This window comes from Hydrogenophaga sp. SL48 (assembly GCF_021729865.1).
GTDB lineage: Bacteria > Pseudomonadota > Gammaproteobacteria > Burkholderiales > Burkholderiaceae_C > Hydrogenophaga.
This window is the reverse complement of the sequence record NZ_CP063400.1, coordinates 3,613,906-3,626,237: the sequence shown is the minus strand read 5'-3', so window position 1 is coordinate 3,626,237 and position 12,332 is coordinate 3,613,906. Positions and strand designations below refer to the sequence as shown.

General features: G+C 69.7%; 13 protein-coding genes and 1 tRNA gene. 7 read left to right on the top strand and 7 right to left on the bottom strand.

Annotated elements, in window-relative coordinates; all coding sequences use genetic code 11:
* Nucleotides 1–394: 394 nt before the first annotated feature.
* Both IM738_RS17165 and IM738_RS17160 read right to left on the bottom strand, forming a co-directional pair.
* Nucleotides 395–1,375 (bottom strand): tripartite tricarboxylate transporter substrate binding protein, encoded by a 981-nt coding sequence (locus tag IM738_RS17165; RefSeq protein ID WP_236962268.1) that lies wholly within the window; start codon nucleotides 1,373–1,375, stop codon nucleotides 395–397.
* Nucleotides 1,376–1,437: 62 nt separating this feature from the next.
* The gene (locus tag IM738_RS17160; protein WP_236962267.1) at nucleotides 1,438–2,469 is read right to left on the bottom strand and encodes a CDP-6-deoxy-delta-3,4-glucoseen reductase; all 1,032 of its coding nucleotides are present in this window, start codon (nucleotides 2,467–2,469) and stop codon (nucleotides 1,438–1,440) included.
* Nucleotides 2,470–2,562: 93 nt separating this feature from the next.
* Here IM738_RS17160 and IM738_RS17155 point away from each other — a divergent pair, with 93 nt between their 5' ends.
* Nucleotides 2,563–3,483, top strand: a complete 921-nt coding sequence (locus IM738_RS17155; protein WP_236962266.1) for an SDR family oxidoreductase — start codon at nucleotides 2,563–2,565, stop codon at nucleotides 3,481–3,483.
* 7 nt (nucleotides 3,484–3,490) lie between these two features.
* Here the strand turns inward: IM738_RS17155 and IM738_RS17150 are convergent, their stop codons facing one another.
* A complete protein-coding gene (locus IM738_RS17150) occupies nucleotides 3,491–4,462 on the bottom strand; it encodes a calcium/sodium antiporter (RefSeq protein WP_236962265.1) in 972 nt (323 codons plus the stop codon).
* 72 nt (nucleotides 4,463–4,534) lie between these two features.
* On the opposite strand from IM738_RS17150, the gene IM738_RS17145 reads away from it, so the two are divergent.
* Nucleotides 4,535–5,281, top strand: a complete 747-nt coding sequence (locus tag IM738_RS17145; RefSeq protein WP_236962264.1) for a glycoside hydrolase family 24 protein — start codon at nucleotides 4,535–4,537, stop codon at nucleotides 5,279–5,281.
* A 39-nt stretch (nucleotides 5,282–5,320) separates the two neighbouring features.
* On the opposite strand, the gene IM738_RS17140 is transcribed toward IM738_RS17145, so the two are convergent.
* Entirely contained in the window at nucleotides 5,321–6,148 is an 828-nt protein-coding gene (locus tag IM738_RS17140) for a class I SAM-dependent methyltransferase (RefSeq protein ID WP_236962263.1), read from the bottom strand.
* A 3-nt stretch (nucleotides 6,149–6,151) separates the two neighbouring features.
* Entirely contained in the window at nucleotides 6,152–6,964 is an 813-nt protein-coding gene (locus IM738_RS17135; RefSeq protein ID WP_236962262.1) for a class I SAM-dependent methyltransferase, read from the bottom strand.
* 239 nt (nucleotides 6,965–7,203) lie between these two features.
* Between IM738_RS17135 and IM738_RS17130 the strand changes: the two genes are divergently transcribed.
* Nucleotides 7,204–7,737, top strand: a complete 534-nt coding sequence (locus IM738_RS17130) for an OsmC family protein (protein ID WP_236962261.1) — start codon at nucleotides 7,204–7,206, stop codon at nucleotides 7,735–7,737.
* Nucleotides 7,737–8,726, top strand: a complete 990-nt coding sequence (locus IM738_RS17125) for an AraC family transcriptional regulator (RefSeq protein WP_236962260.1) — start codon at nucleotides 7,737–7,739, stop codon at nucleotides 8,724–8,726. The genes IM738_RS17130 and IM738_RS17125 overlap by 1 nt, the downstream gene beginning before the upstream one ends.
* A gap of 51 nt (nucleotides 8,727–8,777) precedes the next feature.
* Here IM738_RS17125 and IM738_RS17120 read toward each other — a convergent pair.
* Nucleotides 8,778–8,862, bottom strand: a tRNA-Leu gene (locus IM738_RS17120).
* 41 nt (nucleotides 8,863–8,903) lie between these two features.
* Between IM738_RS17120 and cysM the strand changes: the two genes are divergently transcribed.
* Nucleotides 8,904–9,806, top strand: a complete 903-nt coding sequence (gene cysM, locus IM738_RS17115; protein ID WP_236962259.1) for a cysteine synthase CysM — start codon at nucleotides 8,904–8,906, stop codon at nucleotides 9,804–9,806.
* 19 nt (nucleotides 9,807–9,825) lie between these two features.
* Here the strand turns inward: cysM and IM738_RS17110 are convergent, their stop codons facing one another.
* A complete protein-coding gene (locus IM738_RS17110) occupies nucleotides 9,826–11,037 on the bottom strand; it encodes an IS110 family transposase (RefSeq protein ID WP_236961226.1) in 1,212 nt (403 codons plus the stop codon).
* Nucleotides 11,038–11,455: 418 nt separating this feature from the next.
* Between IM738_RS17110 and IM738_RS17105 the strand changes: the two genes are divergently transcribed.
* Both IM738_RS17105 and IM738_RS17100 read left to right on the top strand, forming a co-directional pair.
* Nucleotides 11,456–11,983, top strand: coding sequence for an NUDIX domain-containing protein (locus IM738_RS17105; RefSeq protein ID WP_236962258.1), 528 nt, complete (start codon nucleotides 11,456–11,458; stop codon nucleotides 11,981–11,983).
* 87 nt (nucleotides 11,984–12,070) lie between these two features.
* Entirely contained in the window at nucleotides 12,071–12,298 is a 228-nt protein-coding gene (locus IM738_RS17100) for a sulfurtransferase TusA family protein (RefSeq protein WP_236962257.1), read from the top strand.
* The last annotated feature ends 34 nt before the right edge of the window (nucleotides 12,299–12,332 follow it).

Genomic DNA, 12,332 nt, shown 5'->3' with positions numbered 1-12,332 from the left:
TGAGTGCCGTCGGCAGTGGCCAGTTGAAAGATTCCGGGGCCTTTCGCGCCAGCACCTCGCGCAGGCCAATGGCGGTACCCCCGTTCTCCAGCCCACGCTCGCCGTCAGGCGCGTGTGCGGGCCGACACCACTGCGTCAACGCAGCCAGCGCACGCCGACTCTGTGGCAACGGCGAATGGGGCCTGCGCCCGGGGGAACCACCATCGACCTGAAAGACCGGTGGGCACTCCACCGGGCACCCTCAGATATCGAACGGACGGTCGAGCTCCTGCAGGCGTTCCCACGTCTCACTGGGGTAGGAGGTTCGGGGGACGGGGAACGCCCGCCCGGACCTCCTGCCCTGGGGGCCCGAGCACCGAAGATCAAACGAGGACTGTGTGAACACGGAGCCGCCTCAATCCACCGTCGCTCCGCTGAGCTTGACCGCACGCTGGTACTTGGCGCGCTCGCTGCTCAGAAAGCCGGCAAAGGCTTCGGGCGAGCTCGGTGCGGGTTCGGCCATCAAGGCGGCGAAACGGGTCTTGACCTCGGGTGATTTCAACGCCTCGGTGAACGCGGCGTTGAGCTTGCGCACGGTGTCGGCCGGTGTGCCGGCGGGCGCGACCAGGCCCCACCAGGTGTCGATCTCGAAACCCTTGAGTGTCTCGGCCACGGCAGGCACGTCGGGCATGGCCGCGCTGCGTTGCGCGGTGGTCACCGCCAGGGCCTTGAGCTTGCCGGCACGGATGTTGGCCGAGGCGGTGGCCAGGTTGTCGAAGTTGAAATCGACCTGGCCCGAGAGCAGCCCGAGCTGCGCCGGGTTGCCACCGTTGTAGGGGATGTGCACCGCGAACACGCCGGACTGGTGCTTGAACATCTCGCCCGCCAGGTGGCCGGCGCTGCCGTTGCCGCCCGAGCCGTAGTTGAGCTTGCCCGGGTTCGCCTTGGCGTAGCGGATCAGATCGGCCAGCGTGGCGATGTTCAGGCGCCGTGCTGTCTCGGCGTTCATCACCAGCACGTTGGGCACGCGCAGCATCTGCGTGACCGGCGCGAAGTCTTTCACCGGGTCGTAGGGCAGCCTGGAGAACAGCCAGGGGTTGATGCCGTGCGACGCGGTGGTCGCGATGCCCAGTGTCAGGCCGTCGGGCGCGGCCTTGGCCACAGCCGCCACGCCGATGTTGCCGCCGGCGCCGGGCCGGTTCTCCACGATCACGGTGCCCAGTGACCCCTTCACCGCATCGGCCAGGATGCGTGCCGTCACGTCGATCGGACCACCGGCCGCGAAGGGCACGACGATGCGCGTGACCTTGTCGGCCTGGGCCCACGCGAGGGCAGGGGCGGCGACCGCCGCGAGGGTCAATGCCGTGCGGGCGATCAGTTGGCGGCGGGTGTTCATTTGAAGTCCCTCCGTGCTGCGCACTGCGGGGCGAGCGCCCTTCGGAACGGCCGTGTGGGCGCTCATGCCTTGTCCTTTGCGCTGGTGAACGAGTCCGCATAGAACTCCTCGGGGGGCAGGCCCGCCTCGGCGATGTACTGCGCGCGGGCCGAATCCACCACGATGGGGGCACCGCAGGCGTAGACCTGGTGGCCCGAGAGATCGGGGAAGTCCTGCAGCACCGCGCTGTGCACGAAGCCGGTGCGGCCGGTCCAGGCGTCTTCGGGCAAGGCGTCCGAGATCACCGGCACGTAGCGCAGGTTGGGCATGGTGGCCAGCTGCGCCTCGACCCAGGCGTTCTGGTACAGGTCGGCCGGGCGGCGGCCGCCCCAGTACAGCGTGGCCGGGCGGGTGATGCCCTTGTGCTGCATGTGCTCGATCAGCGCCTTGATGGGCGCGAAGCCGGTGCCCGAGGCCAGCAGCACCAGGGGCTTGTCGCTGTCTTCGCGCAGGAAGAAGCTGCCGTAGGGCCCCTCGATGCGCAGGATGTCTTTTTCCTTCATCGTGCCGAAGGCGTGGTCGGTGAACTTGCCGCCGGGCATGTGGCGCAGGTGCAGCTCGACCCAGTTGCCGCTGGCCTGGGTGTGCGGCGCATTGGCCATGGAGTAGCTGCGGCGGTCGCCGTCGCGCAGCAGGAACTCGACGTACTGGCCCGCGTGGTACTGGAAGGCGTCGGCCGCCGGCAGCTGCAGCTTGAGCACGATCACGTCGTGCGACACGCGCTCCAGGCTGCTCACACGCACCGGCATCTTCTTGATCGGGAAGGCGCCGGCCTCGGTGACCTGGCGCGACTCCAGCGTCACGTCCGATTGCGCCACGCCACAGCAGGTCAGCACGTAGCCCGCCGCTTCTTCCTCGGCACTCAGCGCCTTGGTCTGGTGCGGGCCGTGGGCCACGCTGCCGCTCACCAGCTTGCATTTGCAGGAGCCGCAGGCGCCGTCCTTGCAGCCGTAGGGTAGGCCGATGCCCTGGCGGATGCCTGCGGCGAGGATGGCTTCGCCGGACTCGGCGCTGAAGACACGGCCGCTGGGCTCGACGGTGATGGTGAAGGTCATGGTGTGAAAAGGGCTAAAGTGGTTGTCTGTGGGCTGTGCATGGCGCCGGTGAAGCCGGCAAGCAACCCGTCATTCTCGCAAATCTGGCCTGGCATGAACCCTTCTGGCGCTCTCCCCGCACGCTTCCGCCGCGAGCGGGTGCTCATCATCGGCTGCGGCGACGTGGGCCAACGCGCGGCACGTGCACTGGGATCGGGGCGGCGGGTGCGCCTGCTGGCGCTCACCTCGTCAACCGAGCGCAACGCCGAGCTGCGTGCCCAGGGCATCACGCCGCTGCAAGGCAACCTCGACGATCCGCGCAGCCTGCAGCGTCTGGCCGGTCTGGCCACGCGCGTGTTGCACCTCGCGCCGCCACCCTCCGAAGGCCAGGCCGACTGGCGGCTCGACCCCCGCACGCGGGACCTGGTGCGCGTGCTGGCCCGGCGCTCGGTGCCGGTGTCGCTGGTCTATGGCTCCACGACCGGCGTGTACGGCGACAGCCAGGGCCGGTGGGTGAATGAGGCCACGCCCACGCAGCCCAAGACGCCCAGGGCCTGGCGGCGCGTGGACGCCGAGGCCTCGGTGCACTGGCTCGGCCGCGCGCTGGGCGTGCGCACCTCGGTGCTGCGCATTCCCGGCATCTACGCGCCCGACCGCGCCGGCGGCACGCCGCGCGAGCGCCTGCAGCGCGGCACGCCGGTGCTGCGGGCGCAAGACGACGTTTACACCAACCACATCCACGCCGACGACCTGGGGCGCGCCTGCGCGCTCGCGCTCTGGCGCGGCCGGCCGCAGCGCAATGTCAACGTGGTGGACGACAGCCAGCTCAAGATGGGCGACTACGTCGATCTCGCGGCCGACCTGTATGGCCTGCCGCGCCCGCCGCGCATCGCCCGCGACGCGGCGGGCGACCAGCTGCCCCTGATGCTGCTGAGCTTCATGAGCGAGTCGCGCCGGCTGGACAACCGGCGCATGAAGGCCGAACTGCGCCTGAGCCTGCGTTACCCGACGGTGAACGAAGGCCTGCGCTCCTGACGGCGCTTCAGCCTGGCCCTGACGTGACGATCAGCGCGGCGGTGTGCAGCAGGTACACCGCCACCAGCACGCGGCCCGCCGTCTGGCCGAGCTGGGTCGGTCGCTGCGGATCGCGGCCCACCCAGTAGAGGCCCAGCGCCAGCGCGGCCATCACCGCCAGATCGCGCACCAGCACCGTGGTCTCCACGTCCAGCGGCTCGATCAAGCCCGCCAGCCCGGCCACGGCCAGCGTGTTGAAGAGGCCGGCGCCCAGCACATGGCCCAGCGCGATGTCGTCTTCGCCCTTGCGCGCCGCGGCGATGCAGCTGGCGAGCGAGGGCAGGGTGGTGCCCAGCGCCACCACGGTGAAACCCAGCGTCAGGTCGCTCACGCCCAACCCGTGCGCCACGTCCACCGCGCCCCACACCAGCAGCGCCGACCCGCCCGCCAGCACCACCAAGGCCAGCAGGACCCGGCGCACCGCCTGCCCTTGTGGCAGCGGGAGCATGGGCATTTCTTGCGCGGTCTCGCGCGCCAGTTCGTCGGGTTCGCTGCGGCGCGACTGCCGCCACGACCAGACCAGCAGCGCCACGAAACCTGCCAGCAGCAGCGCGGCGTCCAGCCGGGAGAGCACACCGTCGGCCACCAGCAGCGCGGTCAGCACAATGGCCGCCAGGAGCAGCGGCAGCTCGCGGTGCAGCACCGGCGAGTGCGCCTTGATGGGCGCCACCAGCACCGTCACCCCGAGCACCAGCGACATGCTCACGATGTTCGATCCCCAGGCGCTGCCCAGCGCCAGCGCCGGGTGGTCCTGCAGCGCCGCCGTCACCGCCACCGCCAGTTCGGACGCCGACGAGCCGAAGCCCACCACCACCAGCCCCACCAGCAACGGCGACCACCCCGCACGCTGGGCCAGCGCGGCGGCGCCCTCCACCAGCCGTTCGGCGCCCCACACCAGCAGGATCAGGCCGGCCAGCAGGGCGGGGATGGACAGCAGCATGGCGCAGGGCTCACGGGTTGTTGGACAATGGTTCCATTGTGTCAGCGCCGCGCTGGCCGCCCGATGTTTCGCATGCCCGCCACCCTGCCTCCGCACGCCGATACCCCGCCCCCTCCGGTCCCGCTGCCCAGCTTCTGGGATTCGCCTTGGCGCGCCCGGGTCGGGCTCACGCTGGCGGCGGTGCTGGTGATGCTGTTGCTGCTGTGGCTGTGGCGCCCCTGGCTGCTGTTGCCGGGCACGCAGCCGCTGGTGATGGAAGGCGGCGACCCCTATTTGCGCGCCCTCATGCGCACCATCTCGGCCAGCGAATCCAATGTGCTGCGGCCCTACCACGTCATGTATGGCGGTGACTACGTGGGCACGCTGGACCGCCACCCCAACCGCTGTGAGTCGATCGGCCAGGGGCCGAACCGGGGCAACTGCTCCACCGCCGCCGGGCGCTACCAGCTTCTCTACAGCACCTGGCTGGAGCTGGCGGCCAAGTACCACCCGCAGCGCACCGACGACGCCCTGGACGCCGTGGGGCTGAGCTTCGCCCCGGTGTACCAGGACGCGGTGATCCACGCCTGGCTGTCCGAGTCGCGCTGGGGCAACCTGCCCGCCCAATTGCGCCAGGGGCGCATTCAGCCGGTCCTGAGGCGCCTTTCGGGCACCTGGACCAGCCTGGGCTACGGCATCGAAAACAACAGCATGAGCCGCGAGCTGCCCAAGGTGTACCAGAGCCTGGTGAAGGACGAACTGGCGCGCGCGGGCGCGACCGAGAGCCGCCCGGTCAAGGAACAGCCCAAAGCCCGCACGGTGAAAACCGACCGGAGCTGAGGGGCTCGCGCGCTCGGGCCTTCACGCAAGCCCCGTCTTTCAGGGCGCCGCCGGTGCCCGCGCCACCAGCACCACAAACTCGGCCGGCACCGCGTAACCCGCCCCCACACGCCACGGCGCGATCGACGCCAGGTAGCGCTCCCGCACCCGCTCCCGCGTGGCCTCACCAAAACGCGACCAGGCCAGCGCCACCGGGCCGCCGACCAGTGCCGCGTCGCAGGCGTGTTCGCCGTCTTCATAGGTCAGCGTGCTTCGCAGCCGGTGCTCGTCGACGGGCGCCAGGCCGGCCTCGGCACACAGCCGCGCCAGCGCCCCCGCCTGCCCGAGGCGGAAAAACAGCGGGCAGACCTCGCTGGACACCTCGGCATCGACGATGCCAAAAACGCTGGCCCAGCCGCAGCGGGCGCGCTCGCCCCACACCGACACCACCAGGCGACCGCCCGGGCGCAGCACGCGCCGGGCCTCGCTCAGCACGCGCTCGGGCTCGGGCACGTACATGAGCCCCAGCGAACACAGCACCGCGTCCACGCTGCCGTCGGCCACCGCCAGGTGCTCCGCATCCATGCGGGTGAAGCCGGCGTTGCTCACGCCCTGCCGTTGGGCCTGCTGCGAGGCCAGCGCGACCATCTCACCCGACAGGTCGGTGCCCAGCGCGTGGCCTGACGGCGCCACCGCCCGCGCCGCCGCCAGGGTCACCAGGCCGGTGCCGCAGGCCAGGTCCAGCACCCGCTCGCCCGGCTGCAAGGTCGCGCTGGTCAGCATCGCCGCCTGCACGCCGGCCAGCTGCGCGCCCCACAGCCCCTCGTAGCCCGGGGCTGCGAGGTCCCAGCCGTAGCGCTGGACACGGCGTTGCAGCCTCGGGTCCATGGTTCAGCGCACGGTGATCACGATTTCAAGGTACTCGCTGGGCACGACCAGCGAGGCCGTGCCCGCGTTGTTCAGGCCCTCCAGCAACTCGATCAGTTCCCGCTCCAGGGTCTGGGCCTGTTCGGCCGGCAAGGCGGCGAAGGCCTTGTGCACCGGCCCGTACCAGTCGCGAAACACCTCGACAAAATGGGCGGCGGAGCGGTAGCGGAAATTGAAATGGCGCGGCGTCACCTGGAGGCCCGCCGCGCGATCCCCGAACAGGTCCGCCACATGCGGCTCCACCCCCCACAACGAAGGCGGCGATACGCCGGCGGGCGGAGGCAGGTGGCGCCCCAGCACCTTGAACATGCGGCCCACCAGGCTGTCGGGTGTCCAGTTGGCCAGACCGATGCGCCCGCCCGGCCGGCAGACGCGGGCCATCTCGGCGGCCGCACGGCGCTGGTCGGGCGCGAACATGACGCCGAAGGTCGACAGCACCGCGTCAAAGCTGCCGTCGGCGAAGGGCAGGGCCTCGACGTCGGCGACCTGGAACTGCACGTTGAGCCGCTCGGCGCGGGCTCGCTCGGCGCCGCGTTCCAGCAGGCTGTTCACATAGTCGGTGGAGGTGACCAGGCAGCCCCGGCGCGCCGCGGCCAGGGTGGCGTTGCCGTTGCCGGCGGCCACGTCGAGCACCCGCTCGTCGCATCGCAGGTCGCAGGCCTCGGCCAGCTGCTCGCCGACGATCTGCAGCGTGGTGCCGATCACGGCGTAGTCGCCGCTGGCCCAGGCGCCTTGTTGCCGGGTCTTGAGGGCAGCGAAATCAACGGGTGCGTTCATGGGGTGTCTCCGGTGGGTGGGGGTGGATGCACTGTGGCCCCTCGGGTGCGCCACGTCCTGCCCCGGCGTCGGCCGCAGTTGCTCCATCGTCCGGCCGGGGGGCTGGCGTGGGCGCGTCCTGTCCGATCGTCCCGCCGCCTTGCCCCTGCGTCCGCCGGCGCACGGACGCGCCGCGCGCCACTGGTCAACCCGGCCCGCAACTTCCACAATGCGGACAGACCCCATCCACCGGAGCCTCCATGAGCGCCACCGCCATCGCCGCCGCCCTGCAACGGGTGCAATCGGTTTTTCAGCGCCGCCCGGAAGCGGGCCTGCACGAAGACGCGCCGGCCCTGTCGCGCTGGACCGGCGGCATGCGGGTGGTGACCCAACACGCCGATGGCCACGCGGTGAACACCGACATGCCGCTGGAGCTCGGCGGCAGCGGCGACCAGGTGACGCCCGGCTGGCTGATGCGCGCAGGCCTGGCGTCGTGCACCGCCACACGCATTGCGATGGCGGCGGCCACCGAAGGCATCGTGCTCGATCTGCTGGAGGTCGAGGCGGGCAGCCGCAGCGACGCCCGTGGCCTGCTGGGCATGAGCGAGGTGGACGGCCGCCCGGTGCCCGCCGGCCCGCTGGACATGCGGCTGCGGGTGCGACTGTCCGCCCCGGGGGTGACGGTCGAGCGGCTGCGGGCGCTGGTCGAGGCCAGCTGCCGCCACTCCCCGGTGGGCGACGCCATCGAAACCGCCTTGCCCATCGACCTGCAGATCGACGTGCCAGCCCACTGATGGACGCCCTGTCGGAAACCTTGCGGGTGGTGCGCCTGGTCGGCGCGATCTTCATCCACGGGCGCTTCACCGCCCCCTGGTGCTACCAGTCGCCCCACGCCGATGCTGCGGCGCCCTTGCTGGAGCCCCACGCCGAGCGGGTGGTGATCTTCCACCTGATCACCGAGGGCGAGTGCTGGGTCGAACTCGACGGCCAGCCACCGGTGCACCTGATCGCGGGCGACGCCGTGGTGTTTCCGCAGGGCCACGCCCACCGCATGACCTCGGAGCCCGGCCTGGCGCCAGCGTCGGGCGCGCGGCTCGACGAGGTGCTGTCGCGGCGCCCGCGCCTGCTGGCCTATGGCGGCGGCGGTGCGGGCTGCAGGCTGGTCTGTGGTTACCTGGCCTGCGACGCTCGCCTGGCGCGCATGTTGCTGAGCGGCTTGCCTCCGCTGTTGCGCGTCAACGTGCGCGGTTCCAACGCCGGCACCTGGCTCGAAGCCTCACTGCGCTATGCCTTGGCCGAAGCGCGCTCGCCGCGCCCGGGCGGCGCCGGCGTGCTGGCCAAGCTGGCCGAGGTGCTGTTCATCGAGGTGCTGCGCATCTACATGAACGAACGATCGAGCCCGGAAGGCCACACCGGCTGGCTGGCCGGCGTGAACGACCGCGTCGTCGGCGCCGCGCTCAAGGCCATCCACGCCGCCCCCGCCCAGGCGTGGACCCTGGAAACCCTCGCGCGCTCGTCCAACACCTCGCGTTCGGTGCTGGCCGAACGGTTTCAGCAACTGGTGGGCAGTTCACCCATGCACTACCTGGCGCAGTGGCGCATGCTGCTGGCCAGCCACCTGCTGTGCCGCAGCAACGCGCCCCTGGCGCACATCGCCGAAGAGGTCGGCTACCAGACCGACACCGCGTTCAGCCGCGCCTTCCGGCGCGAATTCGGACAGCCGCCCGCTGCCTGGCGCCGCCAGCACGGTCAGCGCGGCCAACGCGAGGTGCTGCCCCACTGACCCCGTGACAAACAAAAAGGCCGCACAGCGAAAACTGTGCGGCCTTATATGTGGTGCCCGGGGCCGGAATCGAACCGGCACGCCTTGCGGCGGGGGATTTTGAGTCCCCTGCGTCTACCAATTTCACCACCCGGGCGTTGACTGTGTGGAGCGCGAAATTATGGCACAGTGGCGCTCATGAACTATCCGACGATTGAAGATGCCATCGGCCACACGCCGCTGGTGGCGCTGCAGCGCATCGGCGCCGCCGACCACCAGGCCCGGGGCAATGTGGTGCTGGGCAAGCTTGAAGGCAACAACCCGGCCGGCTCGGTGAAGGACCGCCCGGCGCTCTCGATGATCCAGCGCGCTCAGGAGCGTGGCGAGATCCAGCCCGGCGACACGCTGATCGAGGCCACCTCGGGCAACACCGGCATCGCCCTGGCCATGGCCGCCGCCATCAAGGGCTACCGCATGGTGCTGATCATGCCGGAGGACCTGTCGATCGAACGTGCCCAGACCATGAAGGCTTTCGGCGCTGAGCTGATCCTCACCCCCAAGAGCGGTGGCATGGAGTACGCGCGCGACCTGGCCGACAAGATGGAGAAAGAGGGCAAGGGCCGGGTGCTCGACCAGTTCGCCAACGCCGACAACCCGCGCATCCACTACGAAACCACCGGCCCGGAGCTCTGGGAGCAGACCGGCGGGCGCATCACGCACTTCGTGAGCGCCATGGGCACCACCGGCACCATCACCGGCGTCTCGCGCTTTCTGAAAGAAAAGAACCCGGCGATCCGCATCATCGGCGCGCAGCCCAGCGAGGGCTCGCGCATCCCCGGCATCCGCAAGTGGCCGCAGGAGTACCTGCCCAAGATCTACGATCCTTCGGGTGTGGACGAGCTGGTGCTGGTGAGCCAGAGCGACGCGGAAGAGATGTGCCGCCGGCTGGCGCGCGAAGAAGGCATCTTCGCCGGCATCTCGGCCGCAGGCGCCTGCTGGGTGGCGCAGCAGGTCGCGGGCCAGGTGGAGAACGCGACCATCGCGTTCGTCGTCTGTGACCGGGGTGACCGCTACCTCTCGACTGGCGTGTTCCCAGCCTGACCGCATGAGACACCCTGTGTCAACCCCCCGCCATTTTGAGCATGGTTTGAAGCCCGCCGTGGACGGCGGGGTCGTAAGGTTTGCGGTCGATCCAGGCGCGCCAGATGACACGCAACCAGGCGCGGCTGAGGATGCGGATGGCGTGAGGGTGGTCGCAGCCTCGGCCACGCGCGTTCGCATAGACGTCGGCGGCCCATGCGCTGGCATGGCGGGAGTTGTCGGCCAAGGTGGTCAGGGCACGGCGCAGCCGGTGATTGCAGGCCCAGCGGAAGGTCACGGCCTTGTGCTTGCCCGAGGCGTAGGTGACCGGTGCGACGCCGGCCTCGGCGGCCAGGTGTTCGTCGGAGTCGAAGCGCTCACGCACGCTGCCCAGCTCGGCCAGAATCTGTGCGGCACAGATGCGCCCGGCGCGCGGGAAGCTCATGAGGATGCGGCCATCGTCGCTGGCGCCCACCTGGTGCTCGATGCGGCCCGACAGCAGCCGGATTTGATCGACCAGTGTGCTCAGGGTGCGCGCCAGACTGCAGACGAGTTCGCCCTTGGCGTCCATCTCCAGCTCGCCCAAGCCAACGGCTGGGGCCTGCCTGAGCCGTTGCAGCAATTCCTCGGCGCTGCGCCGGCCGCAGTAGGCGTGCTGGGAGCAGAAGGCGGCCATGCGCTTGGGGCCAAGCCGGCTGGCCACCTCTGGCGTCGGGTAGCGCTGGATGAAGGCCAGCGCGATGGGCGAGTCCACATCGGCGAAGATCTCGGCGGCACCGGCCCAGTACGACTCCAGCAGGGCGCGCAGTTGGTTGGCCAGTTGCACGCGGGTGGCCACCAGGTCATCACGGCCGCGCACCAAGGCACGCAACGCGCGGATCTCGTCGGACTGCGCGGCCAGCGGTTTGAAGCGGTGGCCGTCGGTGCGCAGCAGGTCGGCCAGCAAGTAGGCGTCAGAGGCGTCGGACTTGCCGCCGTGGCTGCGGTAGCGCGGCCGGCTGGCCTTGACGGCGTTGGGGTGGATGGGCACGACTTCGAAGCCGGCCTCCACCAAGGCGTCGACCAGCAGCCCGGAGGGACGCTCGATGGCGATGCGCAGCACGTGCAAGGCGCGCAGCTGGCGCAAGAGTTCACGCAAGCCGTCGGCATCGTGCGCGACCTCCCACTGCTTGCAAACGGCGCCGCGCTCGTCGATGACGCACACGGCGTGGGTTTGGCTGGCCCAATCCAGCCCGGCGAAGATGGAATTCATAGACAAACTCCTGCAAGTTGCGGTATGACTGGCCGTGCCGGAAGCCCACGCGGGACGCTCACTGATCGGCGCTCACACCCTGAGGTCAGTGCGGCGCAACACCCTGTAGCCCGTCTGGGTCTTCCGGCACCTTGCAGGCTGCGGGTCTCATGCGGGCCGTCGTACGGCGAGCGCCGCAGGCAGTCACTGCAAGGGCACGGAAGTCAATTCGAACGATCCGCCTGGACACGGCAACACGTCAAACACGGGTTGCCCACCGCGGCGCTCGGTCGGTTCGTCGCAAGCGCCGACCAACCGCCACCGTGGACAACCCTGCACCGCCTTTCATCCAACGGGGAAGAGAGGGTAGTCCAGTGAGCGCCGCGCCGGGCCGCCCCAAGCAAGCTCGCACCGCAGCTCGAAGAGCGGAGGGTGCCTTATGAGCGCGGAGTTTCGTTTCTGCCCCTGCTGTGCCACGCCGCTGGCCCTTGTCGGCAGCGAGGAAGACGGCGGTTACAAGGAGCGCCTGCGTTGCACGGCCTGCGACTTCACGCACTGGAACAACCCCACGCCCGTGCTGGCCGGCATCGTGCAGGTGGGCGACAAGGTGCTGCTCGCGCGCAACGCGGCCTGGCAGAACCGCATGTTTGCCCTGATCACCGGTTTCATGGAGGCGGGCGAGACGCCGGAAGAAGGCATTCGGCGCGAGATCGCCGAAGAGACGGGGCTGACCGTCACCGCCCTGCGCCTGGTGGGTGTGCACGACTTTCAGCGCATGAACCAGGTGCTCATCACCTACCATGCGCTGGCCGAGGGCGAGATCCGGCTGTCGCCCGAACTGGTCGAATACAAGCTGCTGCCCCCCGAACAGGTCAAGTGCTGGCCTGCGGGAACCGGGCTTGCCATGGCCGACTGGCTGCGCTCCCTGGGCATTGAACCGCAGTTCATGGAACTGCCGCCCAGCTGACACGGCTTCGCGATGTGTACCAATTGATACATTTTCGACGAACCCAGGGCTGGCCCGTTTAAAATTTGTTACCTACTGGAACCCGCCATGAACGCCACCAAAGAACTCGATGCCCGCGGCCTGAACTGCCCGCTGCCCATTCTGAAAGCCAAAAAGGCTTTGTCCGACATGACCAGCGGTCAGACGCTGAAGGTGATCGCCACCGACGCCGGGTCGGTTCGTGACTTCCAGGCCTTTGCCAAGCAGACCGGCAATGAGTTGCTGGAGCAGGCCACCGAGGGCACCGACTTCATCACGGTGCTCAAACGCCGCTGATGTTCCGGTTCCGGGGGTTGCGGTGAGCCGCAAT